Source organism: Acinetobacter sp. ANC 5600 (genome assembly GCF_002018395.1).
Taxonomy (GTDB): domain Bacteria; phylum Pseudomonadota; class Gammaproteobacteria; order Pseudomonadales; family Moraxellaceae; genus Acinetobacter; species Acinetobacter amyesii.
In genome coordinates this window covers 18,420-44,559 of the sequence record NZ_MVKW01000005.1, presented here as the reverse complement: position 1 = coordinate 44,559, position 26,140 = coordinate 18,420, and the positions used below count along the sequence as shown (strand labels likewise).

The following is a 26,140-nucleotide window of genomic DNA, read 5'->3' as shown; positions in this document are numbered from 1 at the left end:
AAGTCAAGGTTTCATGGTCGATGTAACACAAGATCCATTATTCAGATGATAGGGTCTTATGGAATATCAATCACTTCAGCCCAAAGCATCCTGATAAATACAAGACTGAGCTATTTCAAAAACCTTTTCATCTTCAATATTCAATTGATCATATTGCTGCATTTTTTGAATCATCCATTCAAAGTCTGACGTTTGTGGTGCTTGGGTCTTGCCAAAATTCTGAATAATGCTTTTGATCCGATGAAAAGCCTCGACGTGAATCTGCTCAGAACAATCAAAACGGATGATGTGATATTGCTTTAACAAAGAAAATATTTCTGAGAAATACGTTTGTTGAAGCAGATCGTTTTGCGCTTTTTGGATGGCAAGATTGATTGCGTTTAAGGTATTAGGATGTTTTTCTGCCCAATCATGGGTAAAAGCCAAAACTTTATCTGGAATATGATCAATAATATCTTGGCTATTGACGATAATACGACTATAGCCTTGTATTTCAGCTTGCGTGTTCCACGGCTCTCCGACACAAAATCCATTAATTCGTTGCGTTGATATTGCTTCGACCATATAAGGCGGTGGTAAAGTTGAAAACGTTTGCGTTTGAGCAATTTCTGTGTCTGCAAGTGCCAGCCATTCTCTTAGAATATAATGATGAATCGAATGCTGAAAAACATGCGCCAACTGAATCGTTTGATTCTGTTTTACCGCAGATACGATTTTCTCTGCTGAATTTTTTGGTAGATCCAAAGCATGGATATTTAATTCATAGCACAGCTTTTGACTCAAACTAATATAAGCACAATTAGTACTGAGTGTAAGAGAGGTTTGTAAGGGAATGCCGAGATGGTCTTTGCCCGTCACAGACGCAGGCAGCATGGCCGATAAGCAATGGGCAGCATCTAAAAAACCAAAAGCTAGACGGTCGCGTAAACTTGCCCAAGATGGTTCTTGAGTCAGTGTGACATTTAACCCTTGTTCAGCAAAATATCCTTGATGTTCTGCCCAGAGCAAAGCAACACAGTCGAGTAAAGGAATATACCCCAATTGAATATCTGTTTTTTCAAGCTTTTGCATGGTTTATTCCTTAAATTGAGACTGTAACAGTGCTTGCGCATCAAGCAGTCGGCGCGCCATTTCACCCATTGTCATACGGTGACTCATGGCATTTTTTCTCAGCAAATTGAATGCTTGATCTTCGGTTAATCCATGCATTTGTATTAAAAGCACTTTGGCTTTTTCAATATCTTTTCGATCGGCCAATTTGCACTTGGTTTCAGCCAAATCATTCAGCAGTTTTTTATGCTTTTTATATTGTTCAATTGAAATTTCTAAAATGCTATTCAAACGTGCAGGGTCAATGCCATCGACAATATAAGCCGTGACACCTGCATCAATCGCGCTTCGGATAATTTCTCGACTCGAATTTTTAGTGAACAGAACAGTCGGTAAGTCAAATTGACTGACACAGCTTTCAATGACATCGCGATGCGGGTGATCCATATCTAATAAAATCACATCTGCCTGAATATTTTGCAGATATGACATATTTAAATGATCAATTATAAAACTGGCGACCACATCAAAGTCATGCTGAATTAATGAGGCTTGAATAAATTCAGCGCGTTCTTGATCATCATCAATCAGGGCTATTTTTAGTTTTGGCATGCAAACACTCAGACAGAGCCAAACAGATACGTATTGAGTTTGCTAAGCAAATTAAATGCCAAATCTAAAGGCAATACAAAATATAAATCTGCTTCTATGTTTGAGCATAGTTATGTGCGCATTTTTAAATTGAACCATTTCCATGCACTGATCTTGTGCAGGGCTGAACCACGCTTGAACATTTAGCTGCATCTCTATAGGCACATTGACTATCTATTTACCTTAATTCGCTTAATTTCTGACAAGTCGGCGTTCAAAGCCGCAATGTAAAGATGAATTGAAGTCGAAAATAAAAACTTGGCATGGCTCGTGCTTAATACTTGTTGAGTCAATGAAGACTCTAAAAATTTGTTAGACGGCCAACGACGTCCGTTCTGATCGACTCTGTTATGTGTTAGCGACATAACCGAGTAATTCATGCGTTCAGTTCAGTCAGGAGAAGGTTATGTCTTCAAATTTAAATGCCAAAAAAGCCACAAAAATAAGTCTATTTAATTTTTCTTCAGCAGCAATGCGGGCCTTCCACATGAGTTGGCTCGCATTCTTTGTTTGCTTCTTTGCATGGTTTGCCTGTGCGCCGTTGATGCCAGTGATTGCAGGTGAATTTAATCTAACAAAAGACCAAATCGCTAATATTAATATTGCTGCGGTTGCAATCACCATTTTAGTTCGTCTGATCGTTGGGCCTTTATGTGATAAATACGGCCCGCGTAAAACATATACAGCATTATTAATTGTCGGCAGCATCCCAGTCTTTGGGGTTGCATCTGCGAATAGCTATGAATCTTTTCTTTTCTTCCGCTTGCTGATCGGTGCGATCGGCGCAAGCTTTGTCATCACGCAATACCACACTAGCATTATGTTTGCGCCTAATGTGGTGGGTACAGCCAATGCGGCAACCGCAGGCTGGGGTAATGCAGGCGGCGGTGCAACTCAAGCCCTCATGCCTTTATTGCTTAGCGCACTCGTTATGTTTGGTGTAGAGCAAGCGATGGGCTGGCGCATTGCGCTGATTGTACCGGGTGTAATGATGCTGATCGTAGGCGCGCTGTATTGGAAATTTACCCAAGACTGCCCGCAAGGCAACTTTAAAGAACTGCGTGAACAAGGCGTTGCAGTCGGTTCAGATAAAAAAGGCGGTGTAGCCATTCTCATGCACGCTGCACGTAACTATCGCGTATGGATTTTATTTGGCGCTTATGCAGCTTGCTTCGGCATTGAAATCTTTATTCACAACATTATTGCGCTGTATTACGTCGACAACTTCCAATTTGGATTAAAAGAAGCGGGTATGGCAGCAGGGATCTTCGGTCTATTGGCACTGTTTGCCCGCGCGCTCGGCGGCATTGTTTCAGACAAAGTCGCGACTACCAAAGGCTTGGATGGCCGTACCAAAGTTCTGTTTGCGATGATTCTGCTAGAAGGACTGTTTTTAATACTGTTCTCGCAAATGAGCACGCCAATCTTCGCCATTCTTGCCATGACAGTCTTTGCGCTCTTCACCCATATGGCGTGCGGCGCAACCTATGCCTTGGTGCCATTCATTGACCGTGATGCTTTAGGCGGCGTGGCAGGCATTATCGGCGCAGGCGGTAACGTTGGTGCGGTAGCTGCAGGATTCTTGCTTAAAGGCATGTTGGATATTCAAACCACGCTGATGGTGCTTGGCGGTTTGGTGGTGATTGCTGCAAGCTGTGTGCTGATGATCCGCTTCTCTGTAGAGCATAAAGAAAAAGAACAGCGCTTATTTGAACAAGCTGTGAATGAAAGAAATCTAGCTGAAGTTCAAAACTAATACAAATAGCAGCCTAAGCGTATAGAGGCTTAGGCTGTGCAAAAGAAAATATTGCGGAGAAAGAATATGAAAATCATCATGATTGGACATGGCATGGTTGGCCACAAGTTTATCGAATCTGTACTGGAACACGCAGGTGATGATGTTGAATTAACCATTTTAGCTGAAGAGCCGCGTCTAGCTTACGACCGTGTGCACTTAACTGAATACTTCAGCGGCAAGTCAGCGAAAGACTTAACCCTGTGCCGCAGCGACTTTGCTGATGCATACGGTATAGATTTACGCCTGAGCACCAAAGCAGTTGAAATTGATCAGTGCAATAAAACGGTCACGACCAATCACGGTGATATTCTTTCTTTTGACAAGCTGGTGCTCGCAACAGGTTCATATGCATTTGTGCCGCCAATTCCAGGAAATGAGCGTGAAAACTGCTTTGTGTACCGTACCATTGAAGACTTGGATGCCATCCGTGCCGCAAGCTTCAATGCTAAAACAGGTGTGGTGATCGGCGGCGGTTTATTGGGTTTAGAAGCAGCAAAAGCGCTGCGTGATTTAAACTTAGAAACCCATGTTGTTGAATTTGCACCACGCTTAATGGCAGTTCAGATTGATGATCTAGGCGGTAAAGTTTTACGCTCGAAAATTGAAAATCTAGGTGTTAAAGTCCATACGCAAAAAGCAACATCTTGCATCGAAGATGGTGCAAATGCGAAGCACGTGATGAAGTTTGGTGATGGTTCTGAACTGGAAACCGATATCATCTTATTCTCTGCAGGTATCCGCCCGCGCGATGAATTAGCGCGCCAAAGCGGTCTAGCGATTGGTGAACGTGGCGGTATTGCGATTAACGATTATTGCCAAACTTCAAACCCTGACATTTATGCCATTGGTGAATGTGCGCTTTGGCAGAATAAAATTTATGGCTTAGTTGCACCGGGCTATGACATGGCGCGTATTGCAGCAAAGCATGTGATGGAACAAAACTGCACGCTTTTCGCTGGTGCAGATATGAGCACCAAGCTGAAACTGATGGGTGTTGATGTTGCATCTGTTGGCGATGCGCATGCAATGACACCAAATTCTTTAAGTTATTTCTATGCAGATGAAGCAGCTCAGGTTTATAAAAAAATTGTCGTGAATGCAGAGAAAACTAAGCTGCTAGGTGCAGTATTGGTGGGCTGTGCTAAAGAATACAATGACCTGCTGCAAATGATGCTGAATGGCTTAGAAGTTCCAGAAAGCCCAGAAAGCCTAATCATGCCTGGTTATGCACAATCTGCAGGTAAATCGGGCGGAAGCGGTGTCGATCTGCTGCCAGACAGCGCAACGATTTGTTCATGTAACAACGTCTCTAAAGCAGATATTTGTTCAGCCATTGCAGACGGATCGACCTCTTTAGGCGCATTGAAAAAATGTACTAAAGCTGCAACAGCTTGCGGCGGCTGTGCGCCATTAGTCACTCAAGTACTTAAATCGGAGCTTCAGCGTCAAGGTGTAACTGTAAATAACCATTTATGTGAACACTTTGCTTATTCACGCCAAGAGCTCTATCACTTGGTACGTGTGAACGAAATCAAAACCTTTGATGACCTGATTCAACAGCATGGCCATGGTTTAGGCTGTGATATCTGTAAACCGACGGCAGCCAATATCCTAGCGTCATGCTGGAATGACTTTGTACTTAAACCAAGCCATGCGGGCTTGCAAGACAGTAATGACTACTACCTCGGCAATATTCAAAAAGACGGTTCATATTCGGTTGTACCGCGTATGGCTGGCGGTGAAGTTACTCCGGACGGATTAATTGCCGTGGGTCAAATTGCCAAAGAATATGGTCTATATACCAAACTTACAGGCGGTCAGCGTGTTGATATGTTTGGTGCACAAGTGCATCAACTGCCTGAAATCTGGGAAAAATTGATTGCTGCTGGTTTTGAGTCTGGCCATGCCTACGGCAAATCACTGCGTACGGTGAAATCTTGTGTCGGCAGTACTTGGTGCCGTTATGGCGTGGACGATTCAGTCGGCTTGGCGATTTATTTAGAGAACCGCTACAAAGGCCTTCGCTCACCGCACAAACTGAAAATGGCTGTGTCGGGCTGTACCCGTGAATGTGCTGAGGCGCAAAGTAAAGATGTGGGCGTGATTGCGACAGAAAAGGGCTGGAACCTTTATGTATGCGGCAATGGCGGTATGAAGCCACGTCACGCAGAGCTTTTGGCATCAGACTTAGATACGCAAACATTGATCAAATACATTGACCGTTTCTTTATGTTCTACATTCAAACAGCAGACCGTTTGCAGCGTACTTCTGTATGGCGCGACAACATGGAAGGCGGTTTAGATTACCTGAAAGATGTCGTTGTGAATGATTCGCTTGGCGTAGCGGGTGAACTTGAACGCCGTATGAGCCATGTTGTGGGTACGTATCAAGATGAATGGCGTACTGCTGTAGAAGATCCTGAAGTACGTAAACGCTTTGTGACTTTCGTGAATGCAAAAGCAGAACAGCAAAATGATCCGCATATTCAGTTTGCATCCGTTCGCGGTCAAATCAGACCCAAAACAGAAGCTGAACGCGATTCGTCACGCATTCCAGTGGTTGAAGCTTAAGAGAATAACGAATTTAAAACTTCTTTTATTTGATTTACATCCTTATTCGGTTTCTCGTTAAAGCGGAAACGAAAGATGGTGATCTAAAAGAAGTTTAAAAAGGATCAAGAATATGACAATTTTAAAAGAAATGAATGATTTAGACTGGTTTGATGTTTGTGCATTAGATGATATTACGCCAAATACAGGTGTGGGCGCACTGATTGAAAATCAGCAAATTGCGATATTCCGTGTCGGTGAAGAAAAGCGGGTTTATGCACTGAGCAATCAAGATCCGTTTAGTCAAGCCTATGTTATGTCCCGCGGTATTATTGGTGACTTGCAGGGTGAGCGTGTTGTGGCATCACCCATTTATAAACAGCATTTCAGCCTTGCTACTGGACGCTGCTTAGAAGATAAAGACCAAAAACTCTTGGTTTTTCCAAGCAAAATTGAAAATGGCCGTGTGCTTATTAGTCCAACTGCTCAAAAAACCTATATTACCAATAACGCGCCATCGTCTGAGTTGATGAAACTTGTTTTGGTCGGCAATGGCTTAGCAGGTATGCGTTGCTTAGAAGATCTGCTGGATATGGCGCCAGAGCGTTATGAAATTACGGTCATTGGTGAAGAACCTTGGGGTAATTACAACCGAATTATGCTTTCACCTGTGCTTTCAGGTGATAAAACCATTGAAGATATCATGCTGCATTCACATGCTTGGTATAAAGACAAAAATATCCGTTTTGTAGCAGGTGATGCGGCGGTACGCATAGACCGTCCGCGCAAGCAGGTATACACAGAAAAAGGCTTGGTCATCGATTATGACCGTCTGATTTTAGCGACAGGTTCTAAGCCATTTATTCCGCCTATACCGGGAACTGACTTAAAAGGTGTTCTCAGCTTCCGTGATATTTATGATGTAAACCGCATGCTGGATTACTGTAAATCTAAGCAAAATGCAGTGGTGATTGGCGGCGGTTTACTTGGCCTAGAGGCTGCGTATGGCCTGAAACAGCGTGGCATGAATGTCACAGTACTGCATTTGATGGACCGTATTATGGACCGCCAGCTGGATGAAAAAGCCAGCTTAATGCTCAATCATGCGATTGAACAAAAAGGTATAAAAATCATGACCGTAGCAAATACCCAAGAATTGATGGGTGAAGATGGCCATGTGAAGCAGCTGCGTTTGCAGGACGATACTGTTTTAGATGCAGATCTTGTAGTTTTTGCAGTCGGTATTCGCCCAAATATTGCATTGGCGCAAAGTGCAGGACTGCGCTGCGGCCGCGGTGTCATGGTGAATGACACCATGCAAACTTTTGATCCGAGTATTTATGCGGTGGGTGAATGTATTGAACACCGAAGCCAAACTTTCGGTTTAGTTGAACCGCTTTGGGGACAGGCATTCATTTGTGCATCGCATTTGGCCGAACATGGCAGCTTAACCTTCAAAGCGCCTACGGTTCCGACGCAGTTAAAAGTCAGCGGCTGTGATGTTTTTTCTGCAGGCAACTTTGAACCGTTGGATGATTTTGAAGACATTATTTTGAATGATGAAAAACGCCAAATCTATAAACGCATTATTATTCAAAAAGATAGAGTGATTGGTGCTGTGCTGTTTGGCGATACTGAAGACGGGGCATGGTATGCAGAATTGATTTCAGATCAAACTCCAATTTCAAGTATCCGAAACAAATTGCTGTTTGGTAAGGATTTTGCATTAAAGAAAGCAGGGTAACGGAATCGCCCTGATAAAAAAAGATACAAGATTTAAATCGTCATTGGATACGCGATAACGTCATCCGCTGTTGTTTAAGGCAGGATTGCAGATGAATAGTCATGTATTTGCAATACATCTGTTAGAAGCCGGTAGTGGACGAGTTCAGCGGATGACAATGGTTTTGCCTACTTTTCCCGAAAGAAAAGTAGGTCGAACCGAATGTTGACCTTTAAATATAAACGTAAATGAAAAGACACCGATTTGAGCGTGTTAAGTGTTTAAAAAAGTTTGGAAAAGGAGCCAGCAGAAGTGAATAGCATCCCGATAGTGGAACTGCATAGCTCCACAGAAAATAAAATTAAAACAACGCAAACCACTTGTCCATATTGCGGTGTCGGCTGCGGCGTGAGCGCAACAGTTGAACAGACAGCTTTAGGGCAAAAAGTGAGCGTGACTGGCGATGCGAACCATCCATCAAACTATGGCAAGCTGTGCATTAAAGGCAGTAACTTAGCCGATACGATTGGATTAGAAACACGTGTTTTACAGCCGATGCTTGGGCGTCAAACATCACCATTTCATACTCGTCAGGCTACAGATTGGAACACAGCAACAGCACTGATTGCCGAAAAATTTCAGCAATGTATAGATCTTTACGGACGTGAAAGCATCGCTTTTTATGTGTCGGGCCAACTGCTGACGGAGGATTACTATGCCGTTAACAAATTTGTCAAAGGCTATTTAGGTACTGCAAATATTGACACCAATTCACGGCTTTGCATGTCATCGGCTGTGGCGGCACATAAGCGTGCATTTGGTGAAGACCTTGTACCAGCAAGCTATGAAGACTTTGAGCATACAGATATGGTGGTGCTGGTCGGATCCAATACAGCATGGTGCCATCCCGTGCTGTATCAGCGCATTATGAAAGCCAAAGAAGAACGTGATTTGTTCGTGGTGGTCATTGATCCGCGCTTTACCAGTACCTGTGAGGCTGCAGATTTGCATTTACCAATTTTACCGGGGCAAGATGTCGCACTGTTCAACGGTTTGCTGCAGTATTTAGTACAAAATAATCATAGTGATGTAGATTTTATCACCAAACATACTCAAGGTTTGGCGCAAGCGCTGGAGCAAAGTAAAACAGAAGCTTCTATGACAGCAGTTGCTGAGCGTACAGGTATTTCTTTAGAAAAATTACAGCTATTCTTTGAAAAATTTGCGCAAACTGACAAAGTTATGTCGCTATTTTCGATGGGGGTTAATCAGTCTTCGCGCGGTGTAGACAAAGCCAACAGTATTATTAACTGCCATTTGCTGACTGGCAAAATCGGAAAATTAGGTGCAGCGCCTTTTTCTATGACAGGTCAGCCCAATGCAATGGGTGGCCGCGAGGTTGGCGGCTTAGCCAATATGCTGGCTGCGCACTTAGATGTCGATAACACGGCGCATCAGGCATTAGTACAAGAGTTTTGGCAAAGTCCATTTATTGCCAATAAAGCGGGATTAAAAGCGGTTGATCTGTTTCAGGCGGTTGAAAGCGGCAAAATAAAAGTCATCTGGATTATGGCTACTAATCCTGTTGTGAGCTTGCCAGATGCAGATCAAGTCAAACGTGCCTTAGAGCAATGCGAGTTTGTAGTGGTGTCGGATATTTGCAAAGACACAGACACAGCAATATATGCAGATGTGCTTTTACCTGCATTGGGCTGGGGTGAAAAAGACGGAACCGTTACCAATTCTGAACGCCGTATTTCACGTCAAACTGCTTTTTTAGATGCGCCGGGTGAAGCCAGAGCAGACTGGTGGTCTATTGCACAAGTTGCGAAAAAGATGGGTTATAGCGGTTTTGACTACAGCAGCAGCTATGACATATTTATTGAACATGCAAAATTATCTGCTTATCAAAATGCGCCTTTAGATCAACGTGATACCACTGAGTCTTTTCGCTACTTTAACTTGCAGGGTTTAAGTAAGTTATCTGCACAAGATTATGCTGAATTAAAGCCCGTGCAATGGCCAGTTTGGCAGTTAGATCAGAGCGCTGATGCAGTCAGCCGTTTGTTTGCAGCAGGCCAATTCAGCCATGCCGATGCCAAAGCTAAGTTTGTAGCAATAACCGCTATTGACCCTTTGAACAAGATTTGCGGCGAATATCCGCTGGTTTTAAATACTGGCCGTATCCGTGATCAATGGCACACCATGAGCCGTACGGGTTTATCTGCAAACTTGAGTACACATATCGCCGAACCATTTTGTGAAATACACCCGCAAGATGCACTGAAGTTTGGTGTTAAAGATGGTGAACTGGTTGAGGTGAAATCTAACTGGGGCTTATGTATTTTACGTGCACAGGTCAGCAGTAAAATTCGACGCGGTCAAATCTTTGCGCCAATTCATTGGAATGACCAAGTCGCATCGGATGCGCGTATTGGCAAAGTGGTGAATCCTGTGGTCGATGCACTATCTGGTGAGCCTGAATTTAAACATACACCTGTATTTGTACAGCCGTTTTATACACAGTGGCAAGGTGTACTGTATGTACGTGACGGCTTTGAGCAAATGGTGCAAAACACCATTCAAAACACGGTGTGGTGGACCAAAATTAAAACAGCGAAAGCGACACGTTTTGAGTTGGCAGATCGTAAAAAATTTAGAAACACAGTTCAGCAGCTGAAAACATTACTGCCATTTACCGATGAAAGCTTTGAATGGCTGAATTTGGAAGATCAAACTGCCGATTTGAGTCATACCGTGGTGCTGCAAGATGGGCATTTAATTGCTAGTCTATATATTGCGCAACGCTCTATGCTGCCAGACCGTGATTGGATTGCTGGCATGTTTAAGCGTGAACGACTAAGCGCAATGCACCGCAAAGCGCTGCTTGCAGGTCAGCCGATGAACATGACCAACAGTGCAGGTCCGCTGGTGTGTAGCTGCTTTAAAGTCGGTAAAAATACCATTATCGAAACCATTAAAGAAAAGAATATTACCCATGAAAAACAAGTTACTGCATGTTTAAAGGCTGGCGGCAATTGCGGTTCGTGCTTATCAGAAATTCGAGGCTTAATTAAAGCCTGTCAGACGGAGTACGCAGAATGATGAAGAAAATCACCAAATCAATAGGCTATCCAGAAACAGACTTGGTTATTTTGGCGGGCGGTCAGGCCCGCAGAATGAACGGCATGAATAAAGTGCTGCAAAAATTTGATAATGAAATTCAGCTGATTAAGATCCATCAGCAGTTGAAATCACGGGCTGAAAATGTCTGGATCAACAGCCATCGCGATCATTCGATTTATAAACGGCTCATTCCCTCGATCCGCTTTTATCAAGATGATGAAGCCGGATTTTTAGGGCCATTGATGGGGATGAAAAGCGCGTGGTCACATGTTGAGTCTGATTATGTTTTGTTTGTCCCGTGCGATGTGACCTATATCCCGAAGAAAGTGCTTTCGAGATTGCATCAGGCCATGCAGCGGGATCCCTTGTGTGAAGTAGCTGTAGTGGAAATTAATGGCAAAGCGCTGTATCCATTTTGTTTGCTGAAACGAAGCAGTCTCACAATGCTGCAGGTGCATCTTGATCAAAAACAGCGCAGTTTGAAGGGGTGTTTTAGTAAAATGCACATGCAAGTTGCACGTTTTCAAAATAATGCACTCTTTTTTCACAGCATTAACTCTCTAGATGAGCTGCAGCAGCACCGTCAGCTGAATTTTCTCTAAAAGCTGTACCTTTTGCGGAGCTTTCCTTTCAAATAATGAGCCTAATGTGCTGTTTTTGAACCCAGAGAGAAAATCTACAGCCAATATGAAGCTTTTGAGCATGATATCTAGAGATAAAACAGACTGCTTTTATACCTTAGATAATGGGCTTAACGGCAATTTATATTTTTAATTGCTATTGGTTATTTATAAGTTATTGATTTTGTGTGTCAAAAAAAACAAACCAAATCCTCTGAAATAAATATTCAAAAAAGCGCAAAGTTGGAACACTTATTGCAATTTTTACTGCAAGAAAAGAGGGCGCAAAATTTGTACTGAGCTAAGACAGGGCAAATGACAGCACCATGGAAGATAAACATGAACAGCATGACACAATTACAGCCAGCGACCATTTTTAAGGATCAGTTTGGCCGTGAAAAACGCAAGTTGCGCATTTCAGTGACAGACCGCTGTAATTTTAAATGTGTCTATTGTATGCCTGAACATCCTGAATGGATGAAAAAACATAATCTTCTTAGTTTTGAATCACTTTACAATTTTTGTGAGTTTATGGTGCTGCGCGGGATTGATCAAATCCGGATCACCGGCGGTGAACCTCTTATGCGTCAAGGCGTTGTACATTTTATTGAACAGCTGCAGCACCTCAGAAAGCTAGGCCTTAAACGTATTTCCATGACAACCAATGGACATTATCTGAAGCAATATGCACAGGCCCTAAAACAAGCTGGCCTAGATGGCATAAATATCAGCTTAGACAGTTTGGATGAAGCGCAATTTTTCCAGCTGACACAAAAACAATTACAGCCTGTATTAGATGGGATTGAAGCAGCTCAGCAAGCGGGCTTTGAAATCAAAATCAATGCTGTGTTAATCAAAGGCTTGAATGAACAGCAAATCATTCCATTAGCAAAATGGGCGCTGCAAAAAGGTTTCGAACTACGGTTTATCGAGTTTATGCCGCTGGATGGCGATCAAAACTGGTCTAAAGCTGCGGTCGTTACCGAACAAAACATACTGGATAAACTCAATACTGTTTTTGAAGTGCAAACACTGCACGGTCAAGGCACATCGCCAGCCAGATCATACTTAATCAACGGCTTGCCTATAGGCATTATTTCAACCATCAGCAATTCTTTTTGCGGCAGCTGCGACCGTTTGAGACTGAATGCGCAAGGCGAGTTTTTTAACTGCCTGTTTGCCCGAAAAGGTTTAAATCTCAGCCATGAAATTCAACAGCTGAAAAGCAGTAAAACAACAGAGTTAATGCCGCTCGATGCAATGGCTTTGCAGCAAAAATTAGGCAGTTATATTTGGCAGAAGGAGCAAGGCTTTCATGCCATAACTGCCCAATCCAGCCCATCTAGAAAAATCAGCATGCATATGATTGGAGGTTAATGATGAGTCAGATCACCATCAAAATAGAATCTTTTGGCGCTATTGAACGCCTGCTGCCAGAGAATTTGAGTCTGACTTGCTTCGAACAGCAGTCAATCGCAGAGGTTTTGCTGCAGGTCGCAGATCAATTTCCGCAGTCATTCGACATGCTTGAACGCTGCGCCTGCGCTATGGGAGAAGACATTGTGCCAAGGCAAACCGCATTGATGCAGGACAGTACCGTTGTGCTGTTGTCACCTGTGGCGGGAGGCTGAATATGGAGCTCAAGCATATTTCACGCATACAAGACACGGTATTCAGCCAAGCCGATTTTGACAGCATTAAGGCATTTCCTGAATGCGGCGGTATAGGTGTATTTATAGGCGCGGTGCGTAATCACCATGAAGGCAAAGCGGTAAAAGCTTTGAAATATACCGCTTATGCGCCTGTGGCTGAAAAAATGATCCGTCAAATTGAACAGGAAGTTCAAGCCAAATACGGCGTGTCATATGTACGGGTTGTACACCGTATTGGCGCGCTGCAGGTCGGTGATACCGCCATTATCGCCATGGCCTATGCGCCGCACCGACGTGAGGCTTTTGCTGCCTGCGAAGAAGCGGTTGAGCGGGTTAAGCATGAAGTTCCGGTCTGGAAAGAAGAGTTTTATATGGACGGCAGCAGCCAATATGTAGAGGGCTGCTGTATTCGTAAAGATCATGTGCCCAAGGCGACAAGTCATGCAGCGCAGCATGCTCATATTCATGGCGAGTCATGTGAACATGCACATCAAAACAGCCATCAGACCATGCATTTGAACGCCAATATTTACCAATGGCACCTATAAAACTCCAAATTTAATACTGCACATGCAAATGAATAAGATAAGGACAAAGCAATGAAAAATGTGGGCATGAAAGCGGAAAGTTACCGTACAGCCATTGCAACTGGAATTCTGCATGCGCCGCCACATTGCATTGAACTGCTGCGTAATGGCAATACAGAAAAAGGCGATGCGCTGAAAACCGCACGGATTGCAGGTATATTGGGCGCAAAACGCACGGATGAACTCATTCCGCTGTGTCATCCGCTGCCGATCTACCGTGCAGATGTCGAATATGAATTATTTGAGGCGCATGTCGAAATCAGTGCTGTGGTCGAAACCATTGGCCCAACGGGTGTGGAAATGGAAGCATTAACTGCGGTCAGTCTTGCCGGTTTAACGCTGTATGACATGCTGAAACCGCACTGTGAGCCTGAAGATTTATGCCTAGATCAGGTGAAACTGCAAAAGAAAAAAGGCGGTAAATCACATTTTACCCGTGTATTGAAAGAAAGCTTATCGGCGTCGATTATTGTGCTTTCAGATACGGTTGCTGCCGGTAAAAAATCAGATACTGCAGGGCAAAATGTCCTCGAAATTTTAGAAGAAGCAAACTTCAGCAACATCAGCTATCAAGTGATACCGGACAGTCCTGAACAGCTTTTGACTCTTATTGAACAGCATAAGACGCAATATCCGCTGATTTTGACCGTGGGCGGTACAGGTCTAGGCCAGAAAGATTTAACCGTTGAAACCATTCAGCCGCTGTTAAAACGGGAAATTCCAGGGCTGATGGAAGCATCCCGCAGTTTTGGGCAGAAACGCACCCCTTATGCGGCCCTCAGCCGCGGTGTTGCCGGCTATATTGATGACAGTTTAGTCATTACACTGCCGGGCAGCAGACAAGGCGCAAAAGAATCATTGATTGCCATTTTACCTGCCTTGGTGCATCTATTTGATGTGCAGAAGAATATTCCGCATGCAGGAGGCTACCAATGAACCAAGCCGTATTGCACGCAGGCTGCGGGGCCGAGGCTGGACTGATTTCAGTGGACGAAGCGCTTACGCTGATTCAGACACATACGCAAAGTTTAGCGCATGAAACTTTGGCGCTTCAGCACGCTTTAGGCCGTTATTTGGCGGCAGATGTGCATTCACCAATTCAGCTGCCTTTATTTGCGCAAAGCGCAGTGGATGGTTATGCCATTTGCGCAGCGGGTGAAATTAAACCCGGCGCGCAATTTGAGCTCATTGGAGAAATCCGTGCAGGGCAAACAGCTGAAACTATTTTAAAAGCAGGCCAAGCTGTCCGGATATTTACCGGCGCGCCGATTCCTGAAGGCACGGCAACTGTGGCGCGGCAAGAAATAGTGAAGGCGGATAGACAGCAGATTGAACTGACTGCAGCCTTAAGCCCGCATGCAGATATTCGAGATGCAGGTGAGGAAATTTCATTTGGACAATGTTTAGCAGCGCGTGGTCAAAAGCTGACGGTTGGATCAATTGCAGCGCTCAGTATGGCTGGTATTTCACACTGCGAAGTTTTTGCCTATCCGAAAATTGCGGTCGTAATTACAGGTGATGAAGTTGCGCAAAATATAGAAGATTACCGTGCTGGTAAAATATTTGATGCCAATGCGCCGCTGATTTTAGTATGGTTTCAGTCGCAGCACGTCCAAGTTGAAGTGATTCATATTGCAGATGAAAAACAGGCGGTTTTAGATTTATTCAACCGTTTAAAAGACAGCTTTGATTTAATTTTAACGACTGGCGGCGTATCTGTCGGTGATTATGATTTTGTTCGGCCGGCAGCCTTGGACATCGGTTTTCAGCAAATTTTCTGGAAAGTGAAACAAAAACCCGGCAAACCGATGCTGTTTGCACAATATCGACGTCCTGACAGCAGTTCCTGTTATTTACTCGGACTGCCGGGCAACCCCGCTGCAGTCTATGTCGGCATGCAAATTTATACAGATAGATTATTGAAAGCCCTACAAGGTCAAACACCTGCGCTGGACTGGTTCAGCGCAGTCATGACACATGACCTAAAAGCAGATGCACGTGAGCGGTTTTTAAGAATGTCGGCGCACTTTGATAAGCAAGGCAAGCTTCAACTAACCAGCCTGTCTAAACAGCAGTCGCATATGTTGAGCAATTTAATGCAAGCCAATTGCATTGTTCGGATTCCTGCAGGGCAGTCTGTGCAAGCAGGACAAATTCTTCAAGGCGTATTTATTCAGCATTAGGAGTTTGCTATGCGATTCAAATTTATTTTAGCAGTAGGACTGAGCTTCATTGCTGGCGCATCTCAGGCGGAAACAGTCAAAATTTATGCTGCAGCCAGTTTAAGCAATGCTATCAGCGATATTGCAAAGCAATATCAGGCACAGAATCCAGACATCAAAATTGTACCGGTATTTGGCGCGTCATCTGCTTTAGCCAAACAGATTGAAGCCGGTGCGCCAAGTGATTTGTATTTTTCAGCAGATGTGGACTGGATGAATTATTTGGTGCAAAAACAGAAAATACCTGCAAAGCAAGTATTCAACATGCTAAGCAATGATTTGGTGCTGATTATGCCTAAAGCGGTGAATATGCAATTTAAGGTCGTGCCGCAGTTTAATTTTGCCAAGGCATTCAAAGGTCACTTATGTACAGGGCAAATGGAGTCTGTACCTGCTGGAAAATATGCCAAACAAAGCCTAACCAAGTTGGGCTGGCTATCAAGTTTGAATGGAAGGATTGTCGGGACAGATGATGTACGATCGGCTTTGGCTTTTGTTGAACGCGGTGAGTGCCAAGCGGGGATTGTTTACCGTACCGATGCGCTGATCAGTTCTAAAGTTAAAATAGCCGGGATTTTTCCAAATCATACTCATCAACCGATCATTTATCCATTGGCTTTAACACATCAAGGCGCAGCTAAACCTGAGGCCGTGAAGTTTTACCGTTATCTTAAAGACCATGCGCAAAGCAAAATGCTTTTTAAGCATTATGGCTTTGGTGTGAAAGGCTAAAGCATGCTCAGCCCAGAAGAGTGGAGCGCCTTGTTTCTGTCGGCTAAGGTTGCCGTTTGCGCCACTGTATTTTGCTTGCCATTTGCTATTGGGCTGGCTTGGGTGCTGGCGCGCTATGAGTTTCATTTGAAATTTTTAGTCGAAGCGCTGTTACAAATGCCGATGGTGCTGCCGCCGGTGGTTTTAGGTTATCTGCTATTGGTGCTGTTTGGTTCAAATGGCTGGATCGGCAAGCTGCTCAATGAATGGGGCATTCAACTGGCTTTTAATTGGAAAGGCGCCGTTTTAGCATCCATGATTGTGTCATTTCCGCTGATTGTGCAGCCGATCCGTTTGTCTTTTCAAATGATTAATCAGCAGCTGGAGCAGGTTGCAGGCTCACTAGGCGCGCATCCGTTACGGGTATTTGCATCAATTAGCCTGCCGCTGGCATTGCCGGGCATTTTAATCGGGAGCATTTTAGGATTTAGCCGAAGTTTAGGCGAATTTGGCGCAACCATTACCTTTGTGGGTAATATTCCTGATGAAACCCGAACCATTCCAATTGCTATCTATTCGCTGATACAGCAGCCCAATGGCGAAGAATCCGCAATGCGTTTAGTGATCCTTTCACTGCTGGCGGCTTTGGGCGCATTGATTGCCAATTATTATATTTTACAGCGCTATCAGCGAAAACTCGGAGTCGGTCATGCTTCAGTGTGATTTTCAGTTTCAATATGCAGATTTTCAATTGCAGGCTCGGCTGCAGATGCAAGAACAGCTGCTTGGCATTATGGGGCCATCAGGCAGCGGCAAGTCTACGCTGCTGAAAAATTTGGTTGGTTTGCTGCAGCCGCAGCAAGGTTATATATCGCTGAATACGCGTGAAGTGTTCGATACGGCGCAGAAGATTAACGTGCCGATGCATCAACGCAGTATTGCGCTGATTTTTCAAAAAGCATGGCTTTTTCCGCATATGAATGTGCAGCAAAATCTGCAATATGCGGAGAACTTAGGCGCTCAGGAAAATGCGAAATTTAAATTTGAGCAAGTGACTAATCTGCTTGAGTTACAGCCACTGCTCAAACGGCGGGCGCATGAACTTTCAGGCGGTGAGGCGCAGCGCGTTTCCATAGGACGCGCATTGCTGTCACAGCCTGACTTACTGCTGTTAGATGAACCGCTGACAGGACTGGACCGCAGGCTGAAAGATCAAATATTGCCATTTTTAAACACGGTGAAAGAACAGTTGGCGCTGCCGATGATATATGTTACGCATCATGGCGATGAGTTAGATTATTTAAAAGCCCATATTTTGTATCTAGAAAATGGTCAAATAAGTTTTTAAATAAATATAAATTATATAAGTAATAACAGTGAATTAGATGAAAAAATGGCATTAAGTTGCATCTTAAAGTTTTGATTAGAACTATGAAAAACTCATTTTCTAGATTAAATTGTTACAAAACAAGGGAGAACACAGCGTTTTCCCTTTTTTATTCCTAATGATCTTGGAAATAATGATTTGTACGACTGAACGTGCAGACAGGGAATCTAATCGATGCATGATGATAGCTTAGCCACACATAATTCAACTGCAAAACTGGGTGCAGGGCTATCTAATCGGCATATCACGATGATCAGTATCGGTGGTGTAATTGGTGCTGGACTGTTTGTTGGATCATCTGCTGCGATTGCAAAAGCTGGGCCTGCCGCTGTTCTTGCTTATATTATTACCAGTATATTGGTTTTTTTAGTCATGCGAATGTTGGGGGAGATGGCAGTAGCTCAACCTGACACAGGCTCATTTTCAACCTATGCGAGAAAAGCCATAGGGCCATGGGCTGGCTTTACCATCGGATGGTTATATTGGTGGTTTTGGGTATTAGTTATTCCTATTGAAGCAATTGCCGGTGCAGAAATTTTGCATGCGTGGTTTCCATCAATATCCAGCGCTGTCTTTGCAACTATTTTTATTATTTTCCTCAGTTTAGCGAACTTTTTTAGTACTCGGAGTTTTGGTGAGTTTGAATTTTGGTTTTCTCTGATAAAAGTCTTGGCTATTGTAATTTTTATCGCCATTGGACTCACCGCCATATTGGGGTTTTGGCCCTTAGCACCAAATGTAAGTGGTGTAGAAAATCTGTTTAAAAATTATGGATTTATGCCAAATGGCCTGGGTGGTGTACTTTCAGCAATATTGATTTCAGCATTTTCATTCTTTGGTGTTGAAATCTTATCGATCGCTGCAGCAGAATCAAAAGATCCTGAGCAAAAAATTAAACGCGCAACCAATTTAGTGTTGTATCGGGTCATCTTATTTTTTGTGGTTTCAATTTTTATAACGGTTGCATTGGTCGATTGGCGTTCACCGCAATTACAACAATTAGGCACCTTCCAATATGTCTTGGTCAGTTTAAATGTCCCTCAATCAAAATTGATTATTGATAGTGTGGTCTTTATTGCGGTTGCAAGTTGTATGAATGCTGCACTTTATAGTTCATCAAGGATGTTATTTTCATTGGGGACACGCAAAGAAGCACCTCAATGGGTCACATCTATTAATGCCTCTGGTGTGCCTGCAATTGCAGTATTGGCATCGTCTGTAGTGGGCTTAATTTGCTGTGCAGTCAATTATTTATTTCCAGGCCAAGTATTTGGATTTTTACTGTCTACAACAGGTTCAATTGCCTTATTGGTTTATTTAGTGATTGCATTTTCACAGCTTAAATTGAGAACACAAATCGAAAAAAATGGAACTGAGGTTGCGTTTAAAATGTGGCTATTTCCATGGCTGACATGGGCTGTCATTATTGTGATTTTAAGTGTGCTGATCTATATGTTTTTATCTCCAGCCTACAGTTATGAGACTTCATTATCTTTAGGTGTTACGACATTGGTAGTTCTCTGCGGCATAGTGGTGACAAGAAAAGCTAAGTTGAAGAATGATTCCGAACTAAATTAAAAAAGTTTCGCTGATAAAAATCGTAATCATGAACCAATGGATTGTCTTTAGCATGTGCCGTGTCAGGAGATTAAAGCGAATGCCTTACGTTATATCTCTATGGCAATCCATTTTTAAGACAAATTCAAAGATTCACTTGACCTTCGACCGACTCCAAGCTTTATAATCATTAAAATTTTCTTGATTGATGGAATATGCGTTCTGCGACATGGATAACAGTCTTAGTTGGATTGTTCATGTTCCAAAGCCTTTGGAACGTGGCAGCCGCTTTCTGTGTGCATGAAGAGCAAACTCAAGTTGTTCAAAGCTATCATTTTGGTCATCATCAAAATACCTTATGCGTCAGCAGTGAAACCAATCCACAGCATTCGTTGCATCAAGCATCTGATGAATCTAGTAGCAAACCAGTCAAAAATATCGCTAACGATCTGCAACTTGGTGAAGATCATCAAGACCATTTGCCGTCTATGACGCATTTGATTGTACAAAATCAACAATCGATTCTTTTTATTGCACATCAGGCCTTTGAATATTCGCCAAAATTTGTTTGGAAGAATCTTTATCAAGCACCTGATCTCTTACTGCAAACACCTCCTCCTGTTTATGCCCCGCTAATGGCGGGGTAGCCTAAAACATTCCCGCCACTTTTTTTAATAAATGAGTGGGAAAAATCATGTCTTTATATTTTACGACGTTTATAGGTCTAGGCTTAGCTGTCGGTATTTCGACGGTCTTACAAAGTACTTTTGCGCAAAATGTTAGTAGTTTTGAATTGGCATTTGCCAAAGTACAAAATTACCAAGCACAAACAGATATTTGGCAACAACAACAGCAAATCTCTGATTTTAATGTGCGCCAAAGCAAGCTCTGGCAGAACCCAAGCCTATCGATTGAACAAAATGGTTTTGGTAAAAATCAAGATCAAGAACTCAGTATCGCAATCAGCCAACCACTGGATGTATTCGGTCAGCGTAAAATCAATCAAGCACTCGCAAGTACCTCTGCACAGCAAATACAGTTGCAACAGCAAATTTGGAATGCACAAAGTCAGTTGATTGTGAAGTTTGCATGGTCACAGCTAGCCATCGCTCAAAATGAGCAATCGATTTACGCTACACAGCTCAAACTCAGCAAATCTAATTTGGACAGTGCACAAAAACGTTATCAAGCAGGCAGTATAGCTTTGGTGGATGTGGAGCGTGCTCAAATTGAAGCTTTGGAAATACAACGTCTATATCAACAGGCAGTTTTAAAACAGCAAACTGCGGCGCGTCAGCTTTCTAATTTATGGGGTGAAACCACCTCGCAAATCGCGTTGAATAACAGTGTTACACCGTGGCCTGAACAGAGCCAAAGTTTAGTTGAGCGTAATTTATCGGAAGGCTGGTTACAAAAATTGTATGCCTTGAATATTCAGCAGGCAAATCAGCAAATTGAACATTTAAAAGTACAAGCACGTCCAAACCCAACCCTAAATATGGGCATGTCACGTACCAAGTCTCCAACTGACGCCAATGATACGGCCTTGGTACTTGGTGTGGATATTCCGCTGAATATTTTTAACCGCCAGCAATATGCCATTCCAATGGCGCAAAAACAGCAAATTTTATTAAATCATCAGCAACAGCGAGAGTTAAAACAGCAAGTTTTGGACATTGCCAACAGCATTCACCAGCTAAAGGGTCTGCGTACGCAGTTTAATGCCACAGGCAGTCAGATTGGTTTGGCTGAAAAGGTTCAAAACCGAACTTTGCAAGGTTTTCAGGCAGGGAAATTTGCCATTACAGACGTACAGCAAACCACAAAACAACTCCAAGACCTTCGACTTAGCCAAATGCAAATTTTGGCGCAGGCTTGGCAAAGCGCACTCAGTGCTGAAGCTTTAAGTATTGGCACTAGTTATGAAGAAATCAGTCGTTCAGATGCTTATAGCCAACTCAATAAAAAAGCCATTGAAGCATCCCAAAATCTCATCAACAGCGCATCAGCACAATAAGGCAGTTAATCACATGAAAATTAAACAAGATGGAAAAATTTCACAGCCTTTGATGATTGCAGTTTTGATTGGCCTAACGCTGATGCTGTGTACTGCTATTTGGTTAAGTACAAATAAATCCGATGCGGATAAAACTGAGTCGGAAGGTGAAAATAGCGAAGCCAAAAAGAGTGATACTGAAGCAGAACATGCAGAAGAAGGTGAACTGCAGCTTAGTGCTCAGCAAATGATAGAACAAGGAATTAAAATTGCGACTGCGGAAAATGGTCTGGTCGAAAATATTATTCAATTGCCGGGTAAATTGGCCGTCAATACAGATCAGCAGGCACATATTTCCCCAAATTTTAGCGGACATGTCGAGCAAGTCAGTGTGGCACTCGGTCAAACCGTACAAAAAGGGCAAACTCTAGCTGTGCTTTCTGTGCCTGAATTAATTGATCAGCAAGCTAATTTGCGTATGGCAGAAGCCAATTTAGATTTAGCCCGTCAAGATTATCAGCGTGAGCAAAAGCTATGGTCTCAAGGGATTTCTGCCAAACAGGACTTTCAGCGTGCTGAAAATGCCTATCGTCAGGCTCAAATTAGCGTACAGTCGACACAATCGCGCTTGCAAGCTTTGGGCGCGAATAGCGGTCAAAACGGACGATTTATCATTCGTGCGCCTATTGCAGGTGTAATCAGTCAAAAAGATATTGTTGTAGGTGAAAATGTGCAATTGGCAGATCAATTGTTCACCATTGAGCAGCTAAAAGATTTGTGGCTAGAATTTAACTTAACTCATCAATATTCCGCACAATTACAAACGGGTCAAAACGTCTCTTTCAAAATCAATGGCTCAGATCAGCTCTATAGCGCAGAGGTACAAAGCCTGACGTCAAAGGCAGATGTGCAAACGGGACGCTTGGTGGTACGTGCCAAATTAAAACAACAATCTGCTGAGCTTCGCCCGAATGTGATGGTCAACGTGCTATTGGCTGATTCAGGTACTAAAAAAGCATTACGGGTGCAAAAGTCCGCCGTACAAAGCATAGAGAGTAAAGACAGTATTTTTATTGTTGAATCTGAGCTAAAAGGCCAAGTGCATTTAAAAGCACAAGCGCTAAAACTTGGACAAGCATCCAGTGATGGGCAATGGCTAGAAGTGATTTCGGGTCTTGAGGCAGGGCAAAAGTATATTTCCCAAGGCAGTTTTTTACTGAAATCTGAACTGGAAAAAGATGAGGCTGGCCATGAACACTAATTCAGAGAACACGAACATTAATTTGCCAAAGCCAGCAGGTCTATTCGAACGCATTATTCAGTTTTCAATTCAAAATGCAATTTGGGTGATGCTGTTTGTCTGCACATGGATTGCCGTCGGGATTTACAGTTATCAAAAACTGCCGATTGATGCAGTCCCTGATATTACCAATAGCCAAGTGCAAATTAATACACAGGCCAGTGGCTTTACAGCGCTTGAAGTGGAACAGCGGATTACCTATCCGATTGAAAATGCGATGGCTGGTATTCCAGATTTGGAATTGACCCGTTCTATTTCCCGTTATGGCCTGTCACAAGTCACGATTGTCTTTAAAGACGGTACGGATATTTATTGGGCGCGTCAGCAAATTAATCAGCGGGTACAAGAAGTTCAGTCGACATTGCCTGCCCAAGTTTCTCCAACGATGTCGCCCGTTTCAACAGGTTTGGGCGAAATTTATCAGTGGGTGCTGAAAGCTGAACCCAATGCAAAAAAAGCAGATGGCACGGCATATAGCGCGATGGATTTGCGTGAAATTCAAGATTGGATTGTGCGTCCGCAATTACAGCGTGTACAAGGTGTTGCCGAGGTCAACAGTATTGGTGGTTTTAATAAAACCTACGTGGTTTCACCTGATTTAAACCGCATGCAACAGCTGAACCTGTCATTAGAACAATTACAGCAAGCGCTTACAGAAAATAATGAAAACCGTGGTGCAGGATTTATTGAGGAAAATGGTCAGCAGTTAACAGTTCGAGTGCCGGGAACCTTAAACACCATTTCAGATATTGAAAACACCATGATTGACAGCCCAAATGGCAGTCCAATTCGGGTGGGTGATATTGCGCAAGTCTCCATTGGGCATGATTTGCGCACAGGTGGTGCAACCTATAACGGAGAAGAAACGGTTTTAGGTATTGCCATGATGGCTATGGGACAAAATAGCCGAACTGTCTCGAAAGCTGTAGATTCCAAAATTAAAGACATTCAAGCCAGCTTACCCAAAGGGGTAAAAATTGAAACAGTGTATGACCGTACCACATTGGTAGAGAAAGCGATTAAAACCGTTCAAAAGAACTTGGTTGAAGGCGCAATTCTAGTCATCATCATTTTATTTATCTTTTTAGGCAATATCCGTGCAGCACTCATTACGGCCTGTGTTATTCCGCTGTCAATGCTGTTTACCTTAACCGGCATGGCACAAAAGAATATCAGCGCGAATTTGATGAGCTTAGGTGCGCTGGATTTCGGGATTATTGTTGATGGTGCTGTGGTCATTGTTGAAAACTGTATCCGCCGCTTGGCGCATGCACAGCAAACATTAAAGCGTCCATTAACGCAAAATGAACGTTTTAAAGAAGTCTTTTTGGCTGCACGTCAGGCGCGCCGTCCGCTGATATTCGGTCAGTTAATTATTTTAGTGGTCTATTTGCCAATTTTTGCTTTAAGTGGTGTAGAAGCAAAAATGTTCCATCCGATGGCATTAACTGTGGTATTGGCACTTGTGGCGGCGATCATTCTGTCTATTACATTTGTACCTGCTGCTGTAGCGCTTTGGGTGAAAGGTGAAATTAAAGAAACAGAAAGCCGTTGGATGAATTGGCTGAAAAAGCAGTATCTTCAAATTTTAAATAAAGCCTTTCATTACAAGGCTGTAGTGATGACTTTTGCACTGTGTTTACTGCTCATTACTGGGCTTTTAAGCACCAAAATTGGCAGTGAGTTTGCACCACAGCTGAGTGAGGGTGATTTTGCAGTTCAGTTGATGCGCTCACCAAGCACAGGCCTAGAAGAATCATTAAAAATGCAGGAGAACGCTGAGAAATTGCTGCTGAAAAAATTTCCAGAGATTCAGGCTGTATTTGCTCGTACAGGTACAGCAGAAGTGGCAACCGATGTAATGCCTCCGAACATTTCCGATGGTTATATTATGCTCAAACCACGTAATGAATGGCCGAACCCTAAAGAAAGTGTGGATGAACTGCGTGGCCGTATGGTGGCTTATGTGGCTACGATTCCTGGCAATAACAGTGAGTTTTCCCAACCTATTGAACTGCGCTTTAATGAGCTGATCTCAGGTGTGCGTAGTGATGTGGGCGTTAAAATATTTGGCGATGATATGCAAGTGCTTAACACAGAAGCCACTAAAATTGCCAAAATTATGCAGCAAGTTGCGGGGAGCAGCGCCGTAAAAGTTGAACAAACTTCAGGTTTGCCTTTATTAAATATTGAAATAGATAAGGCTTTGGCTGCGCAATATGGTTTAAGCGTTAAATCTATACAGGATACTGTGGCAGCCAGTGTCGGTGGACAAAGTGTAGGGGATATTTTAGAAGGCGATCGCCGTTTTGATTTTGTTATTCGTTTAAATGATCAAGATCGTAATGTAAGCACGATTTCACAACTCCCGTTAAAGTTGCCAAATGGTGGCAGTATTGTACTTTCAAATGTTGCCACAGTGTCTAATGTAGATGGGATCAATCAAGTCAGCCGTGAGAATGGTAAACGCCGTATTGTAGTAACTGCCAATGTTGAAGGCCGTGATTTAGGTTCTTTTGTGGCGGATATGCAGGCTCAGCTGAAACAATATGCATTACCAAGCGGTTATTGGATTGAATATGGCGGTCAATTTGAGAACCTTGCATCTGCCAAAGCAAGAATGCAAATTGTCATTCCTTTAGCACTGCTGACCATCTTTATTTTATTAATGGCAGTATTTCATAATGTGAAAGAAAGTCTGCTGGTCTTTACTGGCGTACCCTTTGCTTTAACCGGCGGTGTACTGCTTCTTTGGTTTAGGGATATTCCACTTTCGATGTCGGCGGGTATTGGTTTTATTGCGCTCTCAGGTGTTGCTGTGCTGAATGGTCTAGTCATGCTGACCTTTATTAAAGAACTGAGGGAAAAATATCCATTACATGAAGCCGTATGGCAGGGCGCTGTACTTCGATTACGCCCAGTACTCATGACCGCCTGTGTTGCCTCTTTAGGGTTTGTGCCAATGGCTTTAGCAACAGGTACAGGTGCCGAAGTACAACGGCCTTTAGCGACTGTGGTGATTGGCGGTATTCTTTCTTCCACCTTGCTGACCTTGGTGCTATTGCCTGTGCTTTACCGCTGGCTTAATACAGCTCGATCTAAATAAACTAGACTAATCAATCAAAATTAAAACGATATTGCATTAACCCATACGGTTCATTCATTAGACAGAATGGATCGTATGGACTCAGGATTTATCAATATTTAAAA

At 43.2% G+C, this 26,140-nt stretch carries 20 protein-coding genes; 18 read left to right on the top strand and 2 right to left on the bottom strand.

What is annotated here, in order from left to right; genetic code table 11:
• Positions 1–75 precede the first annotated feature (75 nt).
• Positions 76–1,071, bottom strand: coding sequence for an ABC transporter substrate-binding protein (locus B1201_RS12110; protein WP_078193762.1), 996 nt, complete (start codon positions 1,069–1,071; stop codon positions 76–78).
• A gap of 3 nt (positions 1,072–1,074) precedes the next feature.
• Positions 1,075–1,662 carry an ANTAR domain-containing response regulator gene (locus B1201_RS12105; RefSeq protein WP_078193761.1) on the bottom strand — a complete coding sequence of 196 codons (588 nt, stop codon included), beginning with the start codon at positions 1,660–1,662 and terminating at the stop codon, positions 1,075–1,077.
• A 445-nt stretch (positions 1,663–2,107) separates the two neighbouring features.
• On the opposite strand from B1201_RS12105, the gene B1201_RS12100 reads away from it, so the two are divergent.
• The 18 genes from B1201_RS12100 to B1201_RS12015 all read left to right on the top strand — a co-directional run bounded on the left by B1201_RS12100 (position 2,108) and on the right by B1201_RS12015 (position 26,036).
• A complete protein-coding gene (locus B1201_RS12100; RefSeq protein WP_078193760.1) occupies positions 2,108–3,457 on the top strand; it encodes an MFS transporter in 1,350 nt (449 codons plus the stop codon).
• Positions 3,458–3,523: 66 nt separating this feature from the next.
• Entirely contained in the window at positions 3,524–6,070 is a 2,547-nt protein-coding gene (nirB, locus tag B1201_RS12095) for a nitrite reductase large subunit NirB (RefSeq protein ID WP_078193759.1), read from the top strand.
• 112 nt (positions 6,071–6,182) lie between these two features.
• Positions 6,183–7,793: a nitrite reductase small subunit NirD gene (gene nirD / locus B1201_RS12090; RefSeq protein ID WP_078193758.1), complete on the top strand. Its 1,611-nt coding sequence runs from the start codon at positions 6,183–6,185 to the stop codon at positions 7,791–7,793.
• A gap of 291 nt (positions 7,794–8,084) precedes the next feature.
• Entirely contained in the window at positions 8,085–10,877 is a 2,793-nt protein-coding gene (locus B1201_RS12085; protein WP_078193757.1) for a nitrate reductase, read from the top strand.
• Positions 10,877–11,500: a molybdenum cofactor guanylyltransferase gene (mobA, locus tag B1201_RS12080; protein ID WP_143221703.1), complete on the top strand. Its 624-nt coding sequence runs from the start codon at positions 10,877–10,879 to the stop codon at positions 11,498–11,500. Before B1201_RS12085 ends, mobA begins: the two co-directional genes overlap by 1 nt.
• Positions 11,501–11,857: 357 nt before the next feature.
• Positions 11,858–12,895, top strand: a complete 1,038-nt coding sequence (gene moaA / locus B1201_RS12075) for a GTP 3',8-cyclase MoaA (protein ID WP_078193755.1) — start codon at positions 11,858–11,860, stop codon at positions 12,893–12,895.
• 2 nt (positions 12,896–12,897) lie between these two features.
• Complete coding sequence (locus B1201_RS12070) at positions 12,898–13,149, top strand: MoaD/ThiS family protein (protein WP_078193754.1); 252 nt, start codon at positions 12,898–12,900, stop codon at positions 13,147–13,149.
• 2 nt (positions 13,150–13,151) lie between these two features.
• Entirely contained in the window at positions 13,152–13,718 is a 567-nt protein-coding gene (locus tag B1201_RS12065) for a molybdenum cofactor biosynthesis protein MoaE (protein WP_078193753.1), read from the top strand.
• 51 nt (positions 13,719–13,769) lie between these two features.
• Positions 13,770–14,693, top strand: coding sequence for a bifunctional molybdenum cofactor biosynthesis protein MoaC/MoaB (gene moaCB, locus B1201_RS12060; RefSeq protein ID WP_078193752.1), 924 nt, complete (start codon positions 13,770–13,772; stop codon positions 14,691–14,693).
• Entirely contained in the window at positions 14,690–15,940 is a 1,251-nt protein-coding gene (locus tag B1201_RS12055) for a molybdopterin molybdotransferase MoeA (RefSeq protein ID WP_078193751.1), read from the top strand. The genes moaCB and B1201_RS12055 overlap by 4 nt, the downstream gene beginning before the upstream one ends.
• A 9-nt stretch (positions 15,941–15,949) precedes the next feature.
• Positions 15,950–16,711 carry a molybdate ABC transporter substrate-binding protein gene (gene modA / locus B1201_RS12050; protein ID WP_078193750.1) on the top strand — a complete coding sequence of 254 codons (762 nt, stop codon included), beginning with the start codon at positions 15,950–15,952 and terminating at the stop codon, positions 16,709–16,711.
• A 3-nt stretch (positions 16,712–16,714) separates the two neighbouring features.
• Positions 16,715–17,413, top strand: a complete 699-nt coding sequence (gene modB, locus B1201_RS12045; RefSeq protein WP_078193749.1) for a molybdate ABC transporter permease subunit — start codon at positions 16,715–16,717, stop codon at positions 17,411–17,413.
• A complete protein-coding gene (locus tag B1201_RS12040) occupies positions 17,400–18,038 on the top strand; it encodes an ATP-binding cassette domain-containing protein (RefSeq protein WP_078193748.1) in 639 nt (212 codons plus the stop codon). The genes modB and B1201_RS12040 overlap by 14 nt, the downstream gene beginning before the upstream one ends.
• Before the next feature lie 213 nt (positions 18,039–18,251).
• On the top strand, positions 18,252–19,655 hold the full coding sequence (locus tag B1201_RS12035; protein ID WP_078193747.1) for an amino acid permease: 1,404 nt from the start codon (positions 18,252–18,254) through the stop codon (positions 19,653–19,655).
• Between the two features lie 194 nt (positions 19,656–19,849).
• Positions 19,850–20,281, top strand: coding sequence for a cation efflux protein, CzcI-like (locus B1201_RS12030; protein WP_213032935.1), 432 nt, complete (start codon positions 19,850–19,852; stop codon positions 20,279–20,281).
• Between the two features lie 47 nt (positions 20,282–20,328).
• Complete coding sequence (locus B1201_RS12025) at positions 20,329–21,651, top strand: TolC family protein (RefSeq protein ID WP_078193745.1); 1,323 nt, start codon at positions 20,329–20,331, stop codon at positions 21,649–21,651.
• 13 nt (positions 21,652–21,664) lie between these two features.
• A complete protein-coding gene (locus B1201_RS12020; protein WP_078193744.1) occupies positions 21,665–22,891 on the top strand; it encodes an efflux RND transporter periplasmic adaptor subunit in 1,227 nt (408 codons plus the stop codon).
• Complete coding sequence (locus B1201_RS12015; protein WP_078193743.1) at positions 22,881–26,036, top strand: efflux RND transporter permease subunit; 3,156 nt, start codon at positions 22,881–22,883, stop codon at positions 26,034–26,036. Before B1201_RS12020 ends, B1201_RS12015 begins: the two co-directional genes overlap by 11 nt.
• Positions 26,037–26,140 lie beyond the last annotated feature (104 nt).